This is a genomic window from Mycoplasma ovis str. Michigan, from assembly GCF_000508245.1.
Lineage (GTDB): Bacteria > Bacillota_I > Bacilli_A > Mycoplasmatales > Mycoplasmoidaceae > Eperythrozoon_A > Eperythrozoon_A ovis.
The window spans coordinates 531,652-554,106 of record NC_023062.1 but is presented as its reverse complement, the minus strand read 5'-3'; the positions used below and the strand labels follow the sequence as shown (position 1 = coordinate 554,106).

The 22,455-nt window shown below is 32.5% G+C and carries 26 protein-coding genes, 2 rRNA genes and 1 pseudogene; 14 read left to right on the top strand and 15 right to left on the bottom strand.

All coding sequences use genetic code 4. From position 1 onward, the window contains the following. Positions 1-140 precede the first annotated feature (140 nt). On the top strand, positions 141-413 hold the full coding sequence (atpE, locus tag MR07_RS03125; protein ID WP_043901287.1) for an ATP synthase F0 subunit C: 273 nt from the start codon (positions 141-143) through the stop codon (positions 411-413). A gap of 169 nt (positions 414-582) precedes the next feature. On the opposite strand, the gene MR07_RS03120 is transcribed toward atpE, so the two are convergent. Both MR07_RS03120 and MR07_RS03115 read right to left on the bottom strand, forming a co-directional pair. Further along, on the bottom strand, positions 583-1,161 hold the full coding sequence (locus MR07_RS03120) for a hypothetical protein (RefSeq protein ID WP_043901209.1): 579 nt from the start codon (positions 1,159-1,161) through the stop codon (positions 583-585). 195 nt (positions 1,162-1,356) lie between these two features. Beyond that, the gene (locus MR07_RS03115) at positions 1,357-1,914 is read right to left on the bottom strand and encodes a hypothetical protein (RefSeq protein ID WP_024071446.1); all 558 of its coding nucleotides are present in this window, start codon (positions 1,912-1,914) and stop codon (positions 1,357-1,359) included. Positions 1,915-2,209: 295 nt separating this feature from the next. Between MR07_RS03115 and MR07_RS03110 the strand changes: the two genes are divergently transcribed. After that, positions 2,210-3,705: ribosomal RNA gene (locus MR07_RS03110) — 16S ribosomal RNA — on the top strand. A gap of 178 nt (positions 3,706-3,883) precedes the next feature. Further along, positions 3,884-4,180 (top strand): hypothetical protein, encoded by a 297-nt coding sequence (locus MR07_RS03105; RefSeq protein WP_024071445.1) that lies wholly within the window; start codon positions 3,884-3,886, stop codon positions 4,178-4,180. Positions 4,181-4,417: 237 nt separating this feature from the next. On the opposite strand, the gene MR07_RS03100 is transcribed toward MR07_RS03105, so the two are convergent. The 6 genes from MR07_RS03100 to MR07_RS03070 all read right to left on the bottom strand — a co-directional run bounded on the left by MR07_RS03100 (position 4,418) and on the right by MR07_RS03070 (position 10,250). Beyond that, positions 4,418-4,756 (bottom strand): hypothetical protein, encoded by a 339-nt coding sequence (locus tag MR07_RS03100; protein ID WP_024071443.1) that lies wholly within the window; start codon positions 4,754-4,756, stop codon positions 4,418-4,420. 728 nt (positions 4,757-5,484) lie between these two features. Continuing rightward, positions 5,485-5,847 (bottom strand): hypothetical protein, encoded by a 363-nt coding sequence (locus tag MR07_RS03090; protein WP_024071441.1) that lies wholly within the window; start codon positions 5,845-5,847, stop codon positions 5,485-5,487. Between the two features lie 15 nt (positions 5,848-5,862). Next, the gene (locus MR07_RS03085; RefSeq protein WP_024071440.1) at positions 5,863-6,132 is read right to left on the bottom strand and encodes a hypothetical protein; all 270 of its coding nucleotides are present in this window, start codon (positions 6,130-6,132) and stop codon (positions 5,863-5,865) included. A gap of 471 nt (positions 6,133-6,603) precedes the next feature. Then, positions 6,604-7,362 carry an alkaline phosphatase family protein gene (locus MR07_RS03080; protein WP_075047545.1) on the bottom strand — a complete coding sequence of 253 codons (759 nt, stop codon included), beginning with the start codon at positions 7,360-7,362 and terminating at the stop codon, positions 6,604-6,606. A 670-nt stretch (positions 7,363-8,032) separates the two neighbouring features. Beyond that, positions 8,033-8,266, bottom strand: coding sequence for a hypothetical protein (locus MR07_RS03075; protein WP_144079571.1), 234 nt, complete (start codon positions 8,264-8,266; stop codon positions 8,033-8,035). Between the two features lie 508 nt (positions 8,267-8,774). Continuing rightward, entirely contained in the window at positions 8,775-10,250 is a 1,476-nt protein-coding gene (locus MR07_RS03070) for an MIP family Ig-specific serine endopeptidase (protein ID WP_024071437.1), read from the bottom strand. 334 nt (positions 10,251-10,584) lie between these two features. Here MR07_RS03070 and MR07_RS03065 point away from each other — a divergent pair, with 334 nt between their 5' ends. The 6 genes and pseudogenes from MR07_RS03065 to MR07_RS03045 all read left to right on the top strand — a co-directional run bounded on the left by MR07_RS03065 (position 10,585) and on the right by MR07_RS03045 (position 14,160). Continuing rightward, a complete protein-coding gene (locus tag MR07_RS03065; RefSeq protein WP_144079570.1) occupies positions 10,585-11,052 on the top strand; it encodes a hypothetical protein in 468 nt (155 codons plus the stop codon). 77 nt (positions 11,053-11,129) lie between these two features. Next, positions 11,130-11,594, top strand: coding sequence for a hypothetical protein (locus MR07_RS03060; RefSeq protein ID WP_024071435.1), 465 nt, complete (start codon positions 11,130-11,132; stop codon positions 11,592-11,594). A gap of 627 nt (positions 11,595-12,221) precedes the next feature. Next, a pseudogene (locus tag MR07_RS04640) lies at positions 12,222-12,293 on the top strand (ATP synthase F0 subunit C); the annotation flags it as partial. 125 nt (positions 12,294-12,418) lie between these two features. Then, a complete protein-coding gene (locus MR07_RS03055; RefSeq protein ID WP_024071434.1) occupies positions 12,419-12,964 on the top strand; it encodes a hypothetical protein in 546 nt (181 codons plus the stop codon). A 7-nt stretch (positions 12,965-12,971) separates the two neighbouring features. Beyond that, entirely contained in the window at positions 12,972-13,559 is a 588-nt protein-coding gene (locus MR07_RS03050; RefSeq protein ID WP_024071433.1) for a hypothetical protein, read from the top strand. 70 nt (positions 13,560-13,629) lie between these two features. Beyond that, positions 13,630-14,160 carry a hypothetical protein gene (locus MR07_RS03045; RefSeq protein ID WP_024071432.1) on the top strand — a complete coding sequence of 177 codons (531 nt, stop codon included), beginning with the start codon at positions 13,630-13,632 and terminating at the stop codon, positions 14,158-14,160. A gap of 68 nt (positions 14,161-14,228) precedes the next feature. Here MR07_RS03045 and MR07_RS03040 read toward each other — a convergent pair whose 3' ends face one another. The 4 genes from MR07_RS03040 to MR07_RS04290 all read right to left on the bottom strand — a co-directional run bounded on the left by MR07_RS03040 (position 14,229) and on the right by MR07_RS04290 (position 15,897). Beyond that, entirely contained in the window at positions 14,229-14,540 is a 312-nt protein-coding gene (locus MR07_RS03040; RefSeq protein WP_144079569.1) for a hypothetical protein, read from the bottom strand. Between the two features lie 120 nt (positions 14,541-14,660). Further along, a complete protein-coding gene (locus MR07_RS04670; RefSeq protein WP_268743526.1) occupies positions 14,661-14,786 on the bottom strand; it encodes a hypothetical protein in 126 nt (41 codons plus the stop codon). Positions 14,787-14,968: 182 nt separating this feature from the next. Next, positions 14,969-15,550 (bottom strand): hypothetical protein, encoded by a 582-nt coding sequence (locus MR07_RS03035; RefSeq protein WP_024071429.1) that lies wholly within the window; start codon positions 15,548-15,550, stop codon positions 14,969-14,971. A gap of 125 nt (positions 15,551-15,675) precedes the next feature. Beyond that, a complete protein-coding gene (locus tag MR07_RS04290) occupies positions 15,676-15,897 on the bottom strand; it encodes a hypothetical protein (protein ID WP_144079568.1) in 222 nt (73 codons plus the stop codon). Positions 15,898-16,375: 478 nt separating this feature from the next. Here MR07_RS04290 and MR07_RS03025 point away from each other — a divergent pair, with 478 nt between their 5' ends. Then, on the top strand, positions 16,376-16,840 hold the full coding sequence (locus MR07_RS03025) for a hypothetical protein (protein ID WP_144079567.1): 465 nt from the start codon (positions 16,376-16,378) through the stop codon (positions 16,838-16,840). A 55-nt stretch (positions 16,841-16,895) separates the two neighbouring features. Next, positions 16,896-17,546: a hypothetical protein gene (locus MR07_RS03020; RefSeq protein WP_024071424.1), complete on the top strand. Its 651-nt coding sequence runs from the start codon at positions 16,896-16,898 to the stop codon at positions 17,544-17,546. Positions 17,547-17,711: 165 nt separating this feature from the next. Here the strand turns inward: MR07_RS03020 and MR07_RS04440 are convergent, their stop codons facing one another. The 3 genes from MR07_RS04440 to MR07_RS04285 all read right to left on the bottom strand — a co-directional run bounded on the left by MR07_RS04440 (position 17,712) and on the right by MR07_RS04285 (position 18,966). After that, positions 17,712-17,855 (bottom strand): hypothetical protein, encoded by a 144-nt coding sequence (locus tag MR07_RS04440; protein ID WP_158432933.1) that lies wholly within the window; start codon positions 17,853-17,855, stop codon positions 17,712-17,714. A 182-nt stretch (positions 17,856-18,037) separates the two neighbouring features. Continuing rightward, entirely contained in the window at positions 18,038-18,619 is a 582-nt protein-coding gene (locus tag MR07_RS03010) for a hypothetical protein (RefSeq protein WP_024071429.1), read from the bottom strand. A 125-nt stretch (positions 18,620-18,744) separates the two neighbouring features. Continuing rightward, positions 18,745-18,966, bottom strand: coding sequence for a hypothetical protein (locus tag MR07_RS04285; RefSeq protein ID WP_144079568.1), 222 nt, complete (start codon positions 18,964-18,966; stop codon positions 18,745-18,747). 478 nt (positions 18,967-19,444) lie between these two features. On the opposite strand from MR07_RS04285, the gene MR07_RS03000 reads away from it, so the two are divergent. The 3 genes from MR07_RS03000 (at position 19,445) to MR07_RS02990 (ending at position 22,258) form a co-directional block, all read left to right on the top strand. After that, positions 19,445-19,909 carry a hypothetical protein gene (locus MR07_RS03000; protein WP_144079567.1) on the top strand — a complete coding sequence of 155 codons (465 nt, stop codon included), beginning with the start codon at positions 19,445-19,447 and terminating at the stop codon, positions 19,907-19,909. Positions 19,910-19,964: 55 nt separating this feature from the next. Then, complete coding sequence (locus MR07_RS02995) at positions 19,965-20,615, top strand: hypothetical protein (protein WP_024071424.1); 651 nt, start codon at positions 19,965-19,967, stop codon at positions 20,613-20,615. Positions 20,616-20,779: 164 nt separating this feature from the next. Beyond that, a 16S ribosomal RNA gene (locus MR07_RS02990) occupies positions 20,780-22,258 on the top strand. Positions 22,259-22,455: the final 197 nt, after the last annotated feature.

The following is a 22,455-nucleotide window of genomic DNA, read 5'->3' as shown; positions in this document are numbered from 1 at the left end:
CGATTAGTTATTAATTTCAAAAATAAAATCAAGTTAGTTAGAAACAATTAGTTCATAGGCCTACTATTTAAGTTACGTTTCTGAGAGATAATAATTCAGCTTTTTAGCTGAATTTATTAATGGGTTTTCAGGAATTTTTTATGGAATTGTTTAAAGTTGGGGGGGGCGGTTTGGCTCTCGTCAGCTTTAATAATAACGAAATTAAAGGAGTAGGTGCTGGAATTGCAATTCTGGCTGGGTTAGGTGCAGCCATTGCACAAGGATATATAGGAGGAAAGGCTGTGGAGTCTTTAGCTAGAAACCCAGAGGTAGAGGCTTTGATTTTCAAACAATTTATTGTGGGGGCCGCAGTTTGCGAGTCTGTAGCTATTTACGGTTTAATAGTTTCAATATTGATCATGTTTGCAATTTAAAAAAGGATAAAAATAACTAAGTATTTCTAAAAGTAATAAGTTAATTTAGGAAGTTTTATAGAGGACTTAGTACAGGAATTATTTTTTAAGTAAAAGCAATAAAAAGTTATCGGGATATTGTTAAATCTTCCTAAATTAGTTAAAAGGTTTTAAAAGATTCAGTAAAAAACTATATATTAACTCCCCTTTGCACTTCGACTTTTTTCCCTGTTTTGTCACCACATTTTAGTGTGTAATTAGAACCAGTTTTCTCTAGAGAGCAATCATTATCTGGATTAACTTCCCCTCTACCTTCTCACTTGCTTAATCAGAAAGGAGGATTTTTTAGCGGAACAGATTTGGGACCCTTTTCAAATTTCATAGTCGCAGAACTCGAAGATGTATATGTAATACCTACAATATGGCTTGCCTCTACTTTAGCATCTTTATTAGTCTTTAATACTGAAGTATCGTAGTGGAAGAAAGAAGTTTTCAGTACACCACCCATTTTTCTTCAACATACAAATAAAACTCTCGAAGGTCCCCTTTGAGTCAAGAAGTCACAACCTTCATATCCCTGATCTTTCAATACTTGAGAAATTGAAGGAGGAGTAACAGGCTTAGGGGGAGTGATAGTAACTTCCGGTTTAGCTACCTTTATAGCTGGTATGGGGGGGGGCATTTGCCCCTCTCATGGTCTAGCTCACAGCAAAGGACTAATGCCTCCTAAGGTACAAAAACCAAAGGTTAATCGACTTGATACAGCCACTTCTAAATTAATAGGAACTTTATCTTATAAAAGAATTATTAATTATCACCAAATAGTTGTGATAAGTCTATTACTAGTTAATTAACAAGCGTATATAAATTAATAATAATTTTTACAGAGGGATTGAAAGAAACCAAAGATGATCTTGCTGAAGAACATCCAAATTAGTTTAGAGCTTCAAGATAATTAAAAAAACTACAGATTAATTCCCTTTTGTACTTCTACTCCCTTTCCCGTTTTATCTTTACATTTAAGTGTGTAAGTAGAACCAGTTGGTTCTAGAGAGCAATTTGTATCTGGGCTAACTGTTCCCATTCCTTTTCATTTGTTAAATCAGTAAGGGGGATATTTCAGTGGAATAGATTTTGGATCTTTCTTAAATGTTATAGTTACAGAACTTGAAGATTTATAGGTAACTCCTAAAATGTGTCTTGACTTATTAGTTGTTGGCGCGGAAGTGTCGTAGTAGAAAAGAGAAGGACTTAATGTTTCATCAATTCTTCTTCCGCACACGAACAAGACTTGCGGAACCCCTTTTGGAAGAAACACGATATCACAACCTTCATATCCTAGTTCTGTTATTTCAGTAAAGGGCGTTGAAGCTTCAGGCTTAGAAGTGGGAGTGGTAACTGTTGGTGTAACAACCTTAACAGCTGGTTTTGAGGTAGGCGTTGTTTTCTGTTGAGGTTTTGTTCACGGTGTAGGAAAAATGCCTGAAAAAGCACAAAACCCAAAGGTTAATTGACTTATCACATCTATCTATTAATTAATAACAATATATTAATAGAAATAGAGATTGCATAAGAGATTTATAAAAATTTTACGAAAGAATTGTTAGTTTTAATTTGCTGGTTTTTAAATATTTAATTTGACTTTTAAAACATTAGTTTTAAAAGTCTGTTTATTAGTGAAGAAATAGCATATATAAATTAATAATTAGTGCCTGAAAAAGACAATTTTTCATAAATAAAATTATTAAAGGACTTGAAGTCTTTTCAGGTTTTAAGATAGTTCTTTGACAATAAATTAAAAGGTAAACCTTAACAATTTTAATGAGAGTTTGATTCTGGCTCAGGATTAATGCTGGTGGTATGCATAACACATGCAAGTCGAACGAGTAGAACTTGTTCTGCTAGTGGCAAACGGGCGAGTAATACATATTTAACTTACTTCCGCGAGTAGGATAGCAGCCCGAAAGGGCTATTAATACTACATAGGTTTATGGACTTGTAAATTAAAGGAGGCGCCCTCGGGAGCCTCGCGCGGAAAAGGGAATATGTCCTATTAGGTAGTTGGCGGGGTAAAGGCCCACCAAGCCAATGATGGGTAGCTGGACTGAGAGGTTGAACAGCCGCAATGGGATTGAGATATGGCCCATATTCCTACGGGAAGCAGCAGTGAGGAATTTTTCACAATGGACGAAAGTCTGATGGAGCAATACCACGTGAACGATGAAGGTCTTCTGATTGTAAAGTTCTTTTATTTAGGAAAAAAAGCGCGCTAGGAAATGAGCGCGCCTTGATGGTACTAATTGAATAAGTGACAGCTAACTATGTGCCAGCAGCTGCGGTAAAACATAGGTCACAAGCATTATCCGGATTTATTGGGCGTAAAGGAAGCGTAGGCGGGGAGGCTGATCCATTGTTAAAGGCATTTGCTCAACAAATGTGTGCGATGGAGATCTCCTCCTTAGAGTTAATCAAGGGGTACTGGAATTCAATGTGTAGCGGTGGAATGCGTAGATATATTGAGGAAAACCAGAGGCTAAGGCGAGTACCTGGGATATAACTGACGCTGAGGCTTGAAAGCGTGGGGAGCAAATGGGATTAGATACCCCAGTAGTCCACGCCGTAAACGATGAGCATTAGGTATTTGATGTTAGGTCGAGTGCTGTAGCTAACGCGTTAAATGCTCCGCCTGGGTAGTATATATGCAAATATGAAACTCAAAGAAATTGACGGGGACCTGAACAAGTGGTGGAGCATGTTGCTTAATTCGATAATACACGAAAAACCTTACCAAGGCTTGTTATCTACTGCAAAACTATAGAAATATGGTGGAGTATATCAGTAAGACAGGTGGTGCATGGCTGTCGTCAGCTCGTGTCTTGAGATGTTTGGTTAAGTCCCGTAACGAGCGCAACCCTACTCTCTAGTTAATTAGTTCTAGAGTGACTGAATCGTAAGATATAGGAAGGATGGGGCCAAGTCAAGTCATCATGCCCCTTATGCCTTGGGTTGCAAACGTGCTACAATGGTAGGTACAATGTGTTGCAATCTAGCGATAGTGAGCTAATCACCGAAAACCTATCTCAGTCCGGATAAAAGGCTGCAATTCGCCTATTTGAAGTTGGAATCACTAGTAATCCTGTGTCAGCTATATCAGGGTGAATACGTTCCCAGGTCTTGTACACACCGCCCGTCAAACTATGAAAGAAAGTATCAGTCAAAACCGCATTCAATTGTGTCTAGATTGGTAATTTTGATTGGAGTTAAGTCGTAACAAGGTACCCGTACGAGAACGTGCGGGTGGAAAACTTTAATATTTTTGGAAGAGGTTGTACCGTTTTGGTTTACTTTATTGTTAAAGCTATCTTTTTTATAAAATTCAATGATTTCGTTCTTTCATTTATTTGTAAAATTATCTAGTCAACTCAGTAAGATTATTTAATTCAATGTTTAATATTTTTGCTTTTCCTATAATTTTTGTGTATGTAACAGATGTGTCTATTATTGGGAGCTTGGCTTCCTTACCTTTTCTATCACTAAAAAACTCTTTTAGTTCGTTTAAAAGTGATGGATCTTATCATGAAACAGGAATTAAAAGCCGTTGCGCATCATTGTTAAATGAATTTAGAACTATAAATAATAACAAAGAACCAATTTATTTATGTCCTACTGGAAATGATAAATTGGAGATGATTTATTACGAAGAAACGAATAATCAACACAAAATTACCAAGAAAATTTTAGAACTGGAAGCAAATTTTGCACAAAATTCACAAATTGCATGAGTATAAGAGAAATTTTTATGGAAAAGCTTTTAAGCAGAAATGAAAAAACAAACAGAAATGAGTGAATTAAAACTTGAAAACAATAGTTTATTTAAAACATCAATCATTCAACATTAAGAGTCATAATTTAAATCTTCATTCTTAATTATTCCTCAAACAACATCACCCGGAAAGCGATTATTTCTAAAAAAATGAGAACATTCAATTTTTATTCCTGTAGAAAGTCGAGTAAAAAACAAGAGCCTACAGTGATAGAAGATAAAAAACTACATTTGCTTTATTTTGTTTAGTCATGTTCAAATTGATATATCTTAAATCTTTGTACTTATCTAAATCTTGTTTATGAAATCTTTGAATAATCATTCCATTTTCTAATTTATAGATATTATCGTTAATATATTTTGCGAAATAATATTTACCATCATGGGCAGGACTTATCAATTTATCATTTTCTTCTAAATCTTCATTTCCAAATTTCATCCCAACTTCTTTAAAAGTTGCTTTCTTCCTAATTTTGTCAATTTTGGATAATCATTTATCCAAATCCAAATTTAATTTCCCGCCATTATCAGATTTACTCAATGTAATAGTTTTCTTAATATCAATTGATTTGGTGTAAAATTATTTGTTGTTTGCAAAATTTTTGTTCTAATATTCTTATTTTCAAAATTTAAAGAAATTCCTGTTACTCCACTAATAAGGCAAAAACAAACCAACAATTTAAATGTTTTGTAATCTAGATGATTCTCTAATTTTTTTTAATTATTTCAATATTTAGTTATCTCTTTTCTTTAAGTTACCTCCTTTAACTTTCTATTTTTCATCCAATCAACCAACTGCCACAAAGCAATCTCCTCTAAGGAACTAATTTCTGATTTCCTTTAGTTTAAAAATATCTAGTAATCAATAAATATTTCAAATCAGAAGTCACTAAAAACAAAATTTAAAAATAAGCAGTAAGAAAATTATTTATTGAGTTTGAACCATAGACTTCAAAATAAAAGATGTTACTTTTTGAACAATATGTGAGTCTCTAGAATCGCTTAATGAAGCTATTCTTGTTTTATTTTCTTAATATTGTTTTTTTAATAATTCATTTATACTTTAATTCTTGAATCCACTTAAAATTTTAGCTTGATTCCTTTCTAAATCTTGTTGTAATTTATATACAGCTAAAGCATTGCTTTGTAAAAGTTGAATATCGTTCTCAAATTCTTCTTTTAAATAAAAAAATCTAAACGTATTAACATTTCAATCTTCTCAATCCTTTGAATTAAAAATTCTTAGATTTTCTCTAGTTTTTTGAGTTTTTATAAACTCTTCACATTTTCAAATAATTGATAGCGCTTCTTCAATATTTTTCATTTCAATCTCAGTAATTTGAGATGAAGTTCAGGAATATCAAATTTTGGAACTTGTTTTTGAAGCTCTAAGGCTAATTTTTCAGAAGCAATTTTAAGACCATCATGAAAGCTATACATATTCCCTAAAGATGATCTTTGTTCTTGGCTGAATGTAAGAGTTGAATCTGTAGATCTTTTATTTCTTTTGCTCCTCTGCAACTGTTCTTTCACTGTATTAAAAATTTTTAAATGTTCTTTGCGTTTGTCTTCGGATGCATCTAATCTTTGATTTAAAAAACTTAAATATTCACTTTGCGCCTTTTCTTCCATTTCTTGGAGTCTGCTCTAAACATTTATAGCAGAATAAATTCCTTTAATTGCATTTTTAATATCAGAATTTCCTTCACCTAATGCAGATAAAATAGTCAAATTATCAGAAGTAGATTCAGGGAACTTTAAATTTAATTCAGTTTTAGGAGATGAATTGATATAAGATATATCTAACTTTGACTCTTTGCTTTGTGGTTCGTGAAATTCTAATTTAGGTTGGGAAATTAACTTATTCTTGCATGAAAGAGTAATTTGTTTAGGATTGCCCCCCCCTTCGATAACCAATTATTTAGAGATAAGTTTGAAAAAAATTATTACTTAAAGATGGAGTAAGTAGTCCGCCGAAACTCAAAAAGCTAAAAATAGATAGACATCATTTAAATTTTTTTAAGTTGTTCATTTGAGTTAAACTTTATTTCTTTATTTTTTTATAAATATACTTCTCTAATTTCAAATTCAACCCTTAAGTTATCTATCTAAATTATTTTCTTACCGCATTTCTTTTAGAATTCTCTTAAACTTTTAGGTCAATTAATAATTTTGTCTCTCTGCTTAATCTACAAGAAAGGTTGTTGAAATTTCAATAATAATCTATAACAATCATTGTTCCCTAATCAATTTTCGTTAAATAATTGTCTAAATTATTATTTGCACTAAGTTTCTAAATTCTAAAAAATTTAACTTTGTATAAGGATTAAAAAACCAAAAAAATTAATATTTTTTGACTGAAGCTTTAACTCATAAACCCTTGCTTAATTATTCATTGCTTTCAAAGAAGCTTCCCAGAAGCAGTATTTTTATATCATCAACCATAGCAAACAACCCTAGATTTTCCGGAATTATTGTTGGACTATGAGAATACAAATCGGCAGAACCGACCAACACATGAGATAACTGTCTGGTTCCATACTTTAAAAAATTAAGATTCACTAATATATCCTTCTCTTTTAAGCCAGGTCCATCTGCATATTCTTGAGAAACCGCAGGAACTATCCACTTATCGTAAGTATTTTCATATTGTGATTTCACATATTCTTTAGCATTTTTAAAAGTAGGAGTGCCCTTAAAATTCAAGAACGCTTTTCATACTTTGTCAATTCTATCCCAATTTTCGTCTTCATCCATAGCATAAAATCGTCCCGAAATAGAAGCTAACATTCCTCCTGCTTCTTTTATTTTTTCCTCTATCTCAGGTAAATCCACTAAAAATTGTTTTTGAGGAACATCTTGACCATCACTAAACAAATGTACAAAGGGCTTAATTTTATGTTTTTTCACGATATCTAGAAAAACATACAAATGATCTAAATAAGAATCTATTCCCCCTCTAGAAGCAAGTAGAAAAATATGTAAATTTGTATTACCATTAAACTTCAATTGTTCAAATACATCTAAAACATCGTCTCTTTTTGCAAAATTGCCTGTTTCTATTGATTTCGTGATTACAGACATTCAATGCTTAGCCTCTTTTAACATTTCCTTTTCTCTAATCATTTGTGAACTATTCACTTGCATAATTAAAACAAATTTTTGAGAATTTTAAACAATAAACATATACTAATCCTTTTTTAAAAACATAATTAAAAGAATTAATTTAGCTTATTCGCATAATAATTTTTGATAAAAAATAAATTCAATTTTTGATTCATTTTCTTCAGGCACATTTTCAATTTTCCTTGTCATTCTTCTGAAACTATATCTTTATATCTTTTGTCTCATCTTTGAGTGTATATTTAAAATCTGTTGATTTTCTTGCAAGAGCAGAAGTTTCGATATAACGATTCAGAAAAAACTCTTTAACCTAATTTTCTTGAATCTGAAGGTTGCAAAACATTATTTCTTGGATATGAAGAGCTAACAAGAGTAATAGTATCGGTAAATCCAATGACTGATCTCTCTTTTAGCAAAACCGTTTTTAATGAGTTTTAAATTTTGTTTTTGATTTTGTTCTTTTTTTCTATCAAATTAATAAATTCTCCAATCTTAAAAATTAAATTTACTGAAGTTTACTATTAATTAACTTAACTAAATTAATTCCCTTTTATTCCATCATTTAATTAACTTAAATAACCTAATTTTTTCTTTATACCCCATATTTAAATTTTCTTTCAGAAATTTTAAAGCGATTAAATGTTTGTTTTTAAAATTGCGATTTCTTTTCTTAACTAATTCCAGTTAAATAAATTTACTGACAATTAATTCTTCAATTTGTTTTTTGGATAGCATTTACCTCTTCTAATTTACATTGTTTATTAGTGAAAATTTGGCCTCCCGCAAAAGAAGAAAACAAACCTCTGCCGGATATTATCTCTTCTGATAAATACATTCTCACAACTTGGGATCCATAAATATCTTCCTCCTCTAAAGTGATTACTAATTCTCTAGCATTAAATTTCAAATGTTTAATTGTCGAGGGCATAGAAAATCTGGAAATATAGTATTCAAATTCCACATTAAAACCATTGAATAAATCATAAAAATTTTTACTAAAATTTAAAGTTTATAATCCTGTTGTTACTTCTTTCTCAAAACAATCACCCTATGTTAATTTCATAGTCCAAGGTTAAAGTAGTTGTGTTATTTCTAGAAATAAAAATTCTGAAAATATATTCTTCTAAACACTTTAAGCTTTTCTCTTTCTATTTAGAGTTGTAAATTTATTTAAAACTTTCTCTTGAGTTAGATTTTTAAGGATCTTAAAGATTAACGGAATTCATTCAATTAATAATTGGAAGTGAACTAACTATTACATTCTTTTGAGAAAAATGTGCTTGAGCTTCAAAGAAATGATGCATAAAATCACTAATTTAGAATAATAAAACTTTTCTAAAGGATTTTTAGTTAAGCCATTAATTTAATAAATCTATTTAAAAAGATAATTTAAGAGAAAAATAGATTATAAAAACCTACACATTTATTTGAGAAAACTAAGATTTATGCTGTCAACCTCTAGCTTTCAATCAAGTGTTTTTCTTATATTTCTCCACTTGCAATCTGAACGAATTTTTTTGTCCTTCTACACCAGCAATCAAATCATACTTAGGAGATTTCAAGCCCCATTCTGGATGATTAACATCTGAAGATCTTAGAGTAGTTAAGAAGCTGTTATTGCGGTTGTCAATCATGGATTTAATCCCTACAAGATTGCCCTCATCATCGATATGAAGTCCTCCAGAAGATCCTCCAGTTAGCGCAAAGTTCTTAAAGAGATATCAATGTCCAAATTTATGGTAATTCTTGCCATCTCAATTAGTATTCGAATATGAGGTATATTTTTTAGTCGGAACAAATCCTTTTACACCGACAGTTCCATGAAGTGCATGAACACCTTTACTTGCTTCAGATAATTGATCTCCTAAAGCTTTATCTTCATTTCAACTTACCTTATAAGAATATTTATCATTAGGATCTTTTTTGCTTACAGGATATGCAAGAGTATAGAAATTTTTTTTATTATTTTCAATTTCTGATCAACTATATCTTTCTTCTATAGGTTTACTAAACACGTTGATAGCATCCTTAGAGTCTACAGTGTATTTATCTGCAAATCCTCCAGTAACCTTTCTAGCAATATCTTCATTAGTAAACTTGATTTCCAAAACAACAAAATCCTTAAAGTGATTTTTTGGAACATCATATTCTTGGTTTTCTTCTAGGAAATTAAAGGCCGAGAAGAAGAGTTTTGGTTCTTCTATTTCCTTTTGCCAAATAGCACCCATTTCGGATTTCAATACTTCTCCTGTAGCTTGTTTTCCAAAATTCATATCATTGTAACCATATCAATCAACGTATTTACAGGTTCTATCTCTTCAAAGAGAAAGTCCACTGTAATCTATTCGTCCATATTTCTTTCTTAATTTTTGAGTTTCCAGTAAAGATTTAGGAAGTATTTGATTATATGGGTTAGAACCAAATCTTATATCGTCTACTACGTGAGCAACAGTTGCAATATATCAAACCGTAGGATATTTACCTTCTGGAGAAAGTTCGTAATCTAATATTCAACCTGTTCCTTGGGTACAAGGGAGAAATAACCTGAAACTATAGTCATTTAATTTATCTAATCACTTCTTGGCATTTTCTCTATTTTTTTGCTTGTTTTTTTCTATTTCTTCCTGTATCTTTTCATTCACTATTTCGCCCCCCCCTCGGCTTAAAGAAAGTCCATCAATAGTATCGACGGATTGTTGTATTGAAATTTCAGAGGTGTTAGTCTTATCTTCTTGTGTTGCTAAATAAATATCATTATCCATTGATTTTTCTTCACTATTATCAGAGAAATTTTTTACAAAAAACTCAGGACTGACTATTTCACCACTATTTACAAAATGTCTAATAACCGCAAAAGAACTACCTGCAGTAACAAGTGGAACACCTCACTTAAATGCCTTAATAAGAGACATCTTTCTTAAATTTTTTAGCTAATATTTTGTCTTATTTTATTGACCTAAAATATCAACCTTCTCATCTGGCGATGAGAATTAATTTATACCCCTGAAGAAAAATTTGAATTTTATTAACTTACTTAATTACTTAGCTATTAAATTAATCATCAATTTCTTCTTCCCCTTCCAATATTTCAAAGTCTTTGTCAATCAGGATAACTACTTACTTTAGAGAAATGTTTAGGCATTTCTCTTGTTTGGAGATTTATAAAGTCAAAATAAAAAAATTTTTAATTCATATTTTTGAACGGGCTTTTTACAAGATAATTGAAAAGAACTTTGTGTCTTGGGAGTGGCCATTTCCTTACCAACAATAGGCTTTTTCTCTAACTTTTCTATTATTAATTTATCACAACCAAGTGGCTATTACACTCAAGCCACTTTAACTATTGAAAATGGTTCCTCCGGAGGAACCACTTCTATTAGTTCTTGGGTAGATACTTGAGGAATTTCTAGGGACCACCAATTAATTCAAATAGCCTCTTCTTCAAGACAGCCGACCATAAAACCCTTTGATTTAGTTGCAGAATTTCCACTTAAGTATTTGGATAAACAAAACTGATGAAGATATTGTTTGCCAAAATCTTCTAAATTAAAAAATTCAGGATCCCAAACTTCTGCAATGGCAAATTCAACAACTGAAAAAGATTGTGAATTGAATTGATGGAGAAAACTAAATGATTCTAATTCAGAAAGCATTGCCTATCTTCTAGATTTGATGCTTAAATTTCTTATAAATTACAGCATCAATTTAACTTAATATCCTTATTCCATTCATCTAATAATTCTCAAGTAGCTTCAACAACTGTTGTAGATGGTAGCAATAATAATGATTTATTGGCCAAGATAAAAGAGACTTGTAATTTAAATAACAGATCTTCTGAGAGTCCTGTTTTAAGCTATATGCTTACCTCTTCAACTCCTATCTCAAAGAATTGCTTGATAACTCCAATTAAGGTGAACATCACCTTAAAAACATCTGGATCAACAGAACAATCAACAGTGTCGCAAGCTTCTACCAATTCTTATTCACTTAATAACTTAAAGAAAGGGACAATTAGTGGAAATATTGAATACAGCTTAACTGATTATTATGGCAAACTTCATAATTTCCAATTAAATGGTGGATCAGACTCTTCCTCCATCTCACTAACTCTAAATCCAAACCAAAAATATGAATTCTCGCTCGATACTTCTTCTTCAGGAAGTACTAATGATAAGTTAGATTTTCAAAAACTTTATGACAAGTATCAAAAAAGAGACTTAAATTTAGAAGATTTAAAGCCTAAATCTAGTAAATAAATATTTTGAATTTCTTTATTTTTATTTAGTATTACTAGTTATTACTAAGTAATCTTTAAAGATTACTTAACACTATAACAATATATACAACTTAATACAAATATGTACATAATAACTAATATGCTAACCAGTTAGCATATTACTACTGCAAGTAGTATAAATGAAATAAATTCCAATTTAATTATTTACAAATAATCCAGAATTATTAATTTCTTTAACAGGCTTTTTTGTTATTCTTTTGAATAAACTTTTTATTCCTAAATTATCGTTAAATTCAATTATTAATTAATGAAGAAAGTACGTTCAACAATGACTCTAAGTTTTTCAGAACTTGAGTTTTTTTATATTCTTTTATTGCCTCCTAGATTGGTGTTTTTTCTTATTCTAGAGATAACTTTTAGATACTATAAGTCTTTCTCTAAAGATTATTAAAGGATGATTAATTGGAACTAAGTAAATATAGTGAAGTAGTTTTAATGAAAAATAAAATCAAGTTAGTTCAAGACAACCATTAATAAGTTTACTATTTCAGTTACGTTTCTAAAAGATAATAATTCAGATTTTTAGCTGAATTTATTAAATGGACTTCAAGAATTTTTTTATCGAATTGAATTATTTAAAACTGGGGGGACTGCGGTATGTGAATCTGTAGCAATTTATGGTTTGATAGTGGCAATATTGATAATGTTTGCAATTTAAAAGGTATAAAAGTAGTCAATAATATAGATCAATAAATAAATCTTTAGGAGAGATTAAGTCTAAGATAATTTACTTTAACTGGCAAAAAGTCAGTTAAATTTATTAAAAAATAGCTAAATATTTAGATGAGCTTCTCACTTGTAATAAAGATTGTTGCTCTAGCGTCAACAACAACAGCTATTACTGCTCCTGTATTATTGACAACTATGCCATCAAATTCTCCTGCCATTATTGATAAAAATCTAGATACCTATAACTTAAGAAGTGTTTCATTATATGAGACAGATTGCTTCATAATAGAAACAAAAGAAAATGAAAAAGACAAGATCTTCGCTTGCAACAATAAAAAATACTATTGATATAGTTTAAGCGAAAACAAGTTGACTAAATTAGAAGATGTAAAGACGTTAGGAGGGAGTCAAGTAACGTCAATATTCATAGATACAGATAATCAGAAAAAAACAAAGGCTTGAACCATGGTAGATGAATCTTGAAAAGCTTTTTCAGCAGGCATTTCTTTGGGGATTGGAGACATCTCTAATACAAATGGCTATTGTGTTCTTACATACGCTATGTATGGAGAAAAAACTGGAATGTGTTTAGAATGTTTTGCTACAAAAAACAGAAGCCTTGGATTAATAAAGTTGATTCCTTTAGTAGAAAGTAATTAATTTGTAAATGGGATTCTTAGGATTAACTAAATTTCTGGTTTTAGCTGGAACCACAGGAGCTATTGCAACTGTTGCAGTGAAAATAGCTCCAACAAATACTGCAGATGCAGTAACTAAAGATGCACAAGAATCCCCTTCAAATAGTCACAATTTATCATCCTTTAACCTTAAAAACTTTTTATCAACTAGAACAAGGTGCTATATAGTGGGAACTGAATCATCTGAACAAGAAAAGCTATTAGCTTGTAATGATGGTCAATACTATTTACACAATTCTGTTGATGGTTTAATAACTAAATTGAAAGACTTAAAGAAAATGGGAGATAATCAAATTTCATCACAGGTTGTTAAGAAAGATAATGAGGAGGAGCAAAAAGTTTGAAAAGTTACTGATAAAGAATGAAATAAATTGTCAAAAGATACATCTTTAAGGATTGATGATAGATCAAATCCAAATGGTTATTGTTACTTTGCTAATGTTTTGAGTGGCGAGCAGATGGAAATGAGTTTATTTTGCCAAGATAAGGGAAGAGGTAATAATTTAGTAACAATAAAAATAACCCGTATTTTTAATTCGCTAAAACTTTTTGAGTAAGTAGTTAAGTTAGTTGGTCTCAAAACATTTTGGACCCATTAGAATTGAACACAAATATTTAAAGAGATAAGTGGGATTTTTAGGATTAACTAAATTTCTGGCTTTAGCCGGAGGGGTTACTGGGATTATTGCAACTGTTGTAGTTAAAGCAACTTCATCAAAAACTTCTAATACCAAAATAAATATTCATGATGAAAAAAATATGTTTCTAACCGATAAAAGTTGTTATATAGTAGAAACAACTTCAAGCCAACAGGATCAATTATTAGCTTGCAGTAATAAAAAATATTACTTAAATAACTTAAGCAACAATTCATTTATAGAGCTAAAGGATTTAAAGACATTGGGGGAAAGTGAAGTTTCGTCCGTCATGATTAATAAAGATAAGCCAGAAGAAATTAAAAAATGGACAATGAAAGACGATGCTTGAAAAACATTTCCAAAAGATATTAATTTAGGGCTTGAAGATAAAGACAAATTAAAAGCAAATGGCTATTGCTTTATTGCATATGTTTTAGATCGTGGCAGAGGAATGAGTTGAATTTGTGACGAAACATCAAGTAAAAATCTTGGTTCAATTAAATTAATTCCCTTTGTTTAATTAACTATCTATAAAGAGATCTTCTAATTAGTCAACTATAAAAAAATTTTTATTAACTAACTAAAAGACTATATATTGATTCCCCTCTGCACTTCTACTTCACTTCCCGATGTATCTCCACATTTTAGGGTATCAGTAGAACCACCAGCCTTGTCTAGAGAACAATCATTATCTGGATTAACTTCTCCCCAAGGAGGATTTTTTAACTTAACAGATCTAGGCCCCTTTTCAAACTTCATATTTATAGAGGTTGAAGAACTATATGTAATACTTACAATATGGTTTGCTTCTACCTTTGCTGCTCTATTAGTTTTTAGTACTGAATTATCAAATTGAAAGAAAGAAGTTTTCAATTCATTATTAACCTTCTTTCCACACACGAATAAGACTTTTGAAGTTCCTCTAGGTTGAGTCAAGAAATCACAACCTTGATATCCTTGTTCTTCTAGTATTTTGGTAATTGAAGGAGAAGTAGGAGTGGTAGATGGAGTAGCTTCGGCTTAACAGTTTTTACAACGGGGGGGGAAAGTGGGTACCTTCGTTTCTCAAGGTCTTGCCCACAATAAAGTAATAACTCCCCCCCCAAAGGCGCAAAAACCATAAGTTAATTTACTAAATGTAGCCATGTCTAAATTAAAAAAATTATATTGAGAGGAAAATTTAAAACGACTTTAGAGTAAACATAGAAAAGCGCTTATTATGTAAGTCGGGAACAGCAGATTCTAAAGAAATAAAACTAATCCCTTTTCCTAGTTAAATAAATCTCAACAAAAAGACAACTTACTTATTAACTAACCTGATTAAAAAACTATTTCATATTGATTCCCCGTTGAACTGTCACTTTCTTTCCTGATTTATCACCACATTTTAGTTTGTAAGTGGAACCAGTTGGTTCTAGCAAACAATCATCTTCTGGCTTAACTTCCCCTCTTCCTTTCCAATTGTTGAATCAAGGAGGAAAATATTTTAGTGGAGAAGATTTGGGGGCATCTCTAAATGTCATAGTCACAGAAGTTGAAGAGGTATATGTAATTCCTAAAATGTGTCTAGCACTGTATTTAGCATCTTCATTAGTTTTTTGCAGCGAAGAATCATAGTAGAAGAAAGAAGGAACTAATTTATCACCAACCTCGCTTCCACACGTGAATAAGACTTTCGGAATATTTTTAGAAAGAATTAAAGTATCACAGCCTTCGTATTTTACTTCTTCCACTTCAGCCTTTGGCGTTGCAACTTCAGGCTTAGAAGGAGTGGTAGTAGACTCTGTCGTAACAACCTTTACAACTTGAGTTGAGGAAGGTTTTTTGGTTTCTCTCGGCTTTGTTCGCGGTGTAGGAAAAATACTTCCAAAAGCACAAAAACCAAAGGTTAGTTGACTTGCTACAGTCATTGTTAGATTAAGAAAATTATATTGATAAGGCTTTTAAAAAAACTTTTAGAGAAACCATTACATATAAATTCCTGTTTGTACTTGATGTCCTCCACAAGTCAATTTATAGTCAGAGCTACCATCGCCTACCGAAGAATAAGAACAATTTTTTTAGGAGTAATTTCTTGGTTACCTGTTACTTTACTAATTCAAAAGGGAGCTTTTGTTTGACCATAATCTCCCTCTATATCTATAAATAGAACGCCACTCGAAGTAATTTTCTGCACTTGCTTTAATTCTGATTTTTCCTCCCCCAATTCTTTTGTATTGAAAGAATGATGGCTGATTAGTTCCATCTTTCTTCACACACACATATCATCGCGAATTATCCCTTCTAAATCCTTGTAATTCTGAGCAAGATTTATATCCTTTTTCTAATATTTGCTCTATTACTGTAGGTGCAGAAGGAGCAGAAACAATGGGGGGGGCGTAAGAGCTTTTGCTTCTCAAGTTCTAGCTCAGAGCAAGGGAATAGTTCCCCCCCTAATGCGCAAAAAATCGTAAGTTAGTTGGCTAATAACAGACATTACAGATTATTAGTAAAGATTTTATGGGAAAAATAAAAATATAATATTTTTAATTTTGAATACCCATAAAACTTAGGGTAGTTTTTAGAATTATTGGACTAAATTACTAGATTTTCATGAGATTTCTTGTTTCTATTTTTGGATTAGTTGCTGGAGGGGGGGAGTTGCCGCACCTATTCTTTTATCTTCAGGAGTTAGATCTGGAGTATCTGAAGAGTGAAAGAGATGAGTAGATGCTAATCCGTTGTTTTATGATTGTGTGGGTGAGGATGGTCACTATAGAGTAAAGTTAGCTTTCGGTGAAGAAAATGCAACAGGTGATGCCTTGTATGACTTGTTCTTCGATTTCATTGATATTAAGACTGGCAAAAGCGTAGGTCGTTTAGGTCAAAAGTTCCAAGGAGAGGAAAAGTTTAATTTAGTTCTTACTAGCTTCCCAGGATTGGGAAGATGAGGAGTTGCTTTGCAAAGCAAGTTAAGTAGTAGGGGATGATTATCTTTGACTTGTCAAAAAATCAATTTAGAAGTAGCTAAAGAAAAACAATGTGGTGTAGACCAAACTGGCTGTGTGACAACCAGAGAATTTAAAAAAATTCAATTTATTTGAAGAAGTGATAGAGAGTCAAAAAAGGGATTAATCAAGCAAGGATTAGAAATTAAATCTGGAAGTGATCTGAAATGAGTAGATTCCTTTAAGCCTAAGGCTATTTTTTCCAATCATTAATTTTTAAGGGACTTTAACAATAAATCTTTCAGAAAGTTAGATTAATTCCGGTCACATGAAATTTGTTGTCCCCTTTTTAGATTTATTTGCTGGGGGGAAAATAGCTACAGCTACTCCCATTCTGTTTTCTTCTGATGTATTTTTGATTTTTTCTAGAGATTGAACTAGAAAGGTTTCTTCTGGACCTATTATGATTTGCGAAACACAAGACAGTAACAAAGATAAATACCAAGTTGACTTGGTATTTCAAGAAGGTTGATCTTCTTCTAAAGACGATTTTTCACAGGAAGAATCACTGAAAGATTTAGTTTTTGATTTTGTTGATTTGAAAACTGGTAAGAGTGTAAATCGTTTAGGCCAGATTCTTCCAACAGGAGAGAAATTTCAATTAGTAATCTCTTGAATTTCAGACAGATGAGGAGTATCTTTTCAAAGCAAATTGAATAAGTATGCTTCAAGATCGGGGGATTGAACCTCTTTAGATTGCACAACCAACAATTTTGCCGTTGAAGGTAAAGCTTGTGACACTGCTTGTACATCAGGAATGTGCAACCAAGCTAGAGATTTCAAAGATATCAAATTCGATTATGATGCAGGAAATAATAAAACTTCAAGTAGAAAAATTAGTCGAGTAATATCTATTACATCATGAAGTAATTTGAAATGAAAAGAAAGCTTTAAAACGGAAGTTGTTTTTGCTCGTTAGTAAAGGGTATAAAGGTGTTTTTTAGATTAAAGAATTTTTGATTAGAAACTATTATTTTTGAAAACATAATTTGTTCATAAATAAAATTGATTAGGAGGACTTGAAGTCTTTTCAGGTTTTAATATAGTTCTTTGACAATAAATTAAAAGGTAAACCGGAACAATTTTAATGAGAGTTTGATTCTGGCTCAGGATTAATGCTGGTGGTGAAAGTGGGTACCTTCGTTTCTCAAGGTCTTGCCCACAATAAAGTAATAACTCCCCCCCCAAAGGCGCAAAAACCATAAGTTAATTTACTAAATGTAGCCATGTCTAAATTAAAAAAATTATATTGAGAGGAAAATTTAAAACGACTTTAGAGTAAACATAGAAAAGCGCTTATTATGTAAGTCGGGAACAGCAGATTCTAAAGAAATAAAACTAATCCCTTTTCCTAGTTAAATAAATCTCAACAAAAAGACAACTTACTTATTAACTAACCTGATTAAAAAACTATTTCATATTGATTCCCCGTTGAACTGTCACTTTCTTTCCTGATTTATCACCACATTTTAGTTTGTAAGTGGAACCAGTTGGTTCTAGCAAACAATCATCTTCTGGCTTAACTTCCCCTCTTCCTTTCCAATTGTTGAATCAAGGAGGAAAATATTTTAGTGGAGAAGATTTGGGGGCATCTCTAAATGTCATAGTCACAGAAGTTGAAGAGGTATATGTAATTCCTAAAATGTGTCTAGCACTGTATTTAGCATCTTCATTAGTTTTTTGCAGCGAAGAATCATAGTAGAAGAAAGAAGGAACTAATTTATCACCAACCTCGCTTCCACACGTGAATAAGACTTTCGGAATATTTTTAGAAAGAATTAAAGTATCACAGCCTTCGTATTTTACTTCTTCCACTTCAGCCTTTGGCGTTGCAACTTCAGGCTTAGAAGGAGTGGTAGTAGACTCTGTCGTAACAACCTTTACAACTTGAGTTGAGGAAGGTTTTTTGGTTTCTCTCGGCTTTGTTCGCGGTGTAGGAAAAATACTTCCAAAAGCACAAAAACCAAAGGTTAGTTGACTTGCTACAGTCATTGTTAGATTAAGAAAATTATATTGATAAGGCTTTTAAAAAAACTTTTAGAGAAACCATTACATATAAATTCCTGTTTGTACTTGATGTCCTCCACAAGTCAATTTATAGTCAGAGCTACCATCGCCTACCGAAGAATAAGAACAATTTTTTTAGGAGTAATTTCTTGGTTACCTGTTACTTTACTAATTCAAAAGGGAGCTTTTGTTTGACCATAATCTCCCTCTATATCTATAAATAGAACGCCACTCGAAGTAATTTTCTGCACTTGCTTTAATTCTGATTTTTCCTCCCCCAATTCTTTTGTATTGAAAGAATGATGGCTGATTAGTTCCATCTTTCTTCACACACACATATCATCGCGAATTATCCCTTCTAAATCCTTGTAATTCTGAGCAAGATTTATATCCTTTTTCTAATATTTGCTCTATTACTGTAGGTGCAGAAGGAGCAGAAACAATGGGGGGGGCGTAAGAGCTTTTGCTTCTCAAGTTCTAGCTCAGAGCAAGGGAATAGTTCCCCCCCTAATGCGCAAAAAATCGTAAGTTAGTTGGCTAATAACAGACATTACAGATTATTAGTAAAGATTTTATGGGAAAAATAAAAATATAATATTTTTAATTTTGAATACCCATAAAACTTAGGGTAGTTTTTAGAATTATTGGACTAAATTACTAGATTTTCATGAGATTTCTTGTTTCTATTTTTGGATTAGTTGCTGGAGGGGGGGAGTTGCCGCACCTATTCTTTTATCTTCAGGAGTTAGATCTGGAGTATCTGAAGAGTGAAAGAGATGAGTAGATGCTAATCCGTTGTTTTATGATTGTGTGGGTGAGGATGGTCACTATAGAGTAAAGTTAGCTTTCGGTGAAGAAAATGCAACAGGTGATGCCTTGTATGACTTGTTCTTCGATTTCATTGATATTAAGACTGGCAAAAGCGTAGGTCGTTTAGGTCAAAAGTTCCAAGGAGAGGAAAAGTTTAATTTAGTTCTTACTAGCTTCCCAGGATTGGGAAGATGAGGAGTTGCTTTGCAAAGCAAGTTAAGTAGTAGGGGATGATTATCTTTGACTTGTCAAAAAATCAATTTAGAAGTAGCTAAAGAAAAACAATGTGGTGTAGACCAAACTGGCTGTGTGACAACCAGAGAATTTAAAAAAATTCAATTTATTTGAAGAAGTGATAGAGAGTCAAAAAAGGGATTAATCAAGCAAGGATTAGAAATTAAATCTGGAAGTGATCTGAAATGAGTAGATTCCTTTAAGCCTAAGGCTATTTTTTCCAATCATTAATTTTTAAGGGACTTTAACAATAAATCTTTCAGAAAGTTAGATTAATTCCGGTCACATGAAATTTGTTGTCCCCTTTTTAGATTTATTTGCTGGGGGGAAAATAGCTACAGCTACTCCCATTCTGTTTTCTTCTGATGTATTTTTGATTTTTTCTAGAGATTGAACTAGAAAGGTTTCTTCTGGACCTATTATGATTTGCGAAACACAAGACAGTAACAAAGATAAATACCAAGTTGACTTGGTATTTCAAGAAGGTTGATCTTCTTCTAAAGACGATTTTTCACAGGAAGAATCACTGAAAGATTTAGTTTTTGATTTTGTTGATTTGAAAACTGGTAAGAGTGTAAATCGTTTAGGCCAGATTCTTCCAACAGGAGAGAAATTTCAATTAGTAATCTCTTGAATTTCAGACAGATGAGGAGTATCTTTTCAAAGCAAATTGAATAAGTATGCTTCAAGATCGGGGGATTGAACCTCTTTAGATTGCACAACCAACAATTTTGCCGTTGAAGGTAAAGCTTGTGACACTGCTTGTACATCAGGAATGTGCAACCAAGCTAGAGATTTCAAAGATATCAAATTCGATTATGATGCAGGAAATAATAAAACTTCAAGTAGAAAAATTAGTCGAGTAATATCTATTACATCATGAAGTAATTTGAAATGAAAAGAAAGCTTTAAAACGGAAGTTGTTTTTGCTCGTTAGTAAAGGGTATAAAGGTGTTTTTTAGATTAAAGAATTTTTGATTAGAAACTATTATTTTTGAAAACATAATTTGTTCATAAATAAAATTGATTAGGAGGACTTGAAGTCTTTTCAGGTTTTAATATAGTTCTTTGACAATAAATTAAAAGGTAAACCGGAACAATTTTAATGAGAGTTTGATTCTGGCTCAGGATTAATGCTGGTGGTATGCATAACACATGCAAGTCGAACGAGTAGAACTTGTTCTGCTAGTGGCAAACGGGCGAGTAATACATATTTAACTTACTTCCGCGAGTAGGATAGCAGCCCGAAAGGGCTATTAATACTACATAGGCTTATGGACTTGTAAATTAAAGGATGCGCCCTCGGGAACCTCGCGCGGAAAAGGGAATATGTCCTATTAGGTAGTTGGCGGGGTAAAGGCCCACCAAGCCAATGATGGGTAGCTGGACTGAGAGGTTGAACAGCCGCAATGGGATTGAGATATGGCCCATATTCCTACGGGAAGCAGCAGTGAGGAATTTTTCACAATGGACGAAAGTCTGATGGAGCAATACCACGTGAACGATGAAGGTCTTCTGATTGTAAAGTTCTTTTATTTAGGAAAAAAGCGCGCCCTTATGGTACTCATTGAATAAGTGACAGCTAACTATGTGCCAGTAGTTGCGGTAAAACATAGGTCACAAGCATTATCCGGATTTATTGGGCGTAAAGGAAGCGTAGGCGGGGAGGCTGATCCATTGTTAAAGGCATTTGCTCAACAAATGTGTGCGATGGAGATCTCCTCCTTAGAGTTAATCAAGGGGTACTGGAATTCAATGTGTAGCGGTGGAATGCGTAGATATATTGAGGAAAACCAGAGGCTAAGGCGAGTACCTGGGATATAACTGACGCTGAGGCTTGAAAGCGTGGGGAGCAAATGGGATTAGATACCCCAGTAGTCCACGCCGTAAACGATGAGCATTAGGTATTTGATGTTAGGTCGAGTGCTGTAGCTAACGCGTTAAATGCTCCGCCTGGGTAGTATATATGCAAATATGAAACTCAAAGAAATTGACGGGGACCTGAACAAGTGGTGGAGCATGTTGCTTAATTCGATAATACACGAAAAACCTTACCAAGGCTTGTTATCTACTGCAAAACTATAGAAATATGGTGGAGTATATCAGTAAGACAGGTGGTGCATGGCTGTCGTCAGCTCGTGTCTTGAGATGTTTGGTTAAGTCCCGTAACGAGCGCAACCCTACTCTCTAGTTAATTAGTTCTAGAGTGACTGAATCGTAAGATATAGGAAGGATGGGGCCAAGTCAAGTCATCATGCCCCTTATGCCTTGGGTTGCAAACGTGCTACAATGGTAGGTACAATGTGTTGCAATCTAGCGATAGTGAGCTAATCACCGAAAACCTATCTCAGTCCGGATAAAAGGTTGCAATTCGCCTATTTGAAGTTGGAATCACTAGTAATCCTGTGTCAGCTATATCAGGGTGAATACGTTCCCAGGTCTTGTACACACCGCCCGTCAAACTATGAAAGAAAGTATCAGTCAAAACCGCATTCAATTGTGTCTAGATTGGTAATTTTGATTGGAGTTAAGTCGTAACAAGGTACCCGTACGAGAACGTGCGGGTGTAAAACCTTTAATATTTTGGGAAGAGGTTGTACCGTTCTGGTTTACTTAATTGTCAAGACTGTCTGTTTTATTAATTTGGTTCCCTTTTAGGAAAAATATTTAAGGATTTATAAGTATTTGTAGTTATTTGGCATAACAAGAAACAAAAATAGATTACAGAAAATCAGAGATCTAATAATTTTTTTCTTAACAGCTTACTCCTAAAAACT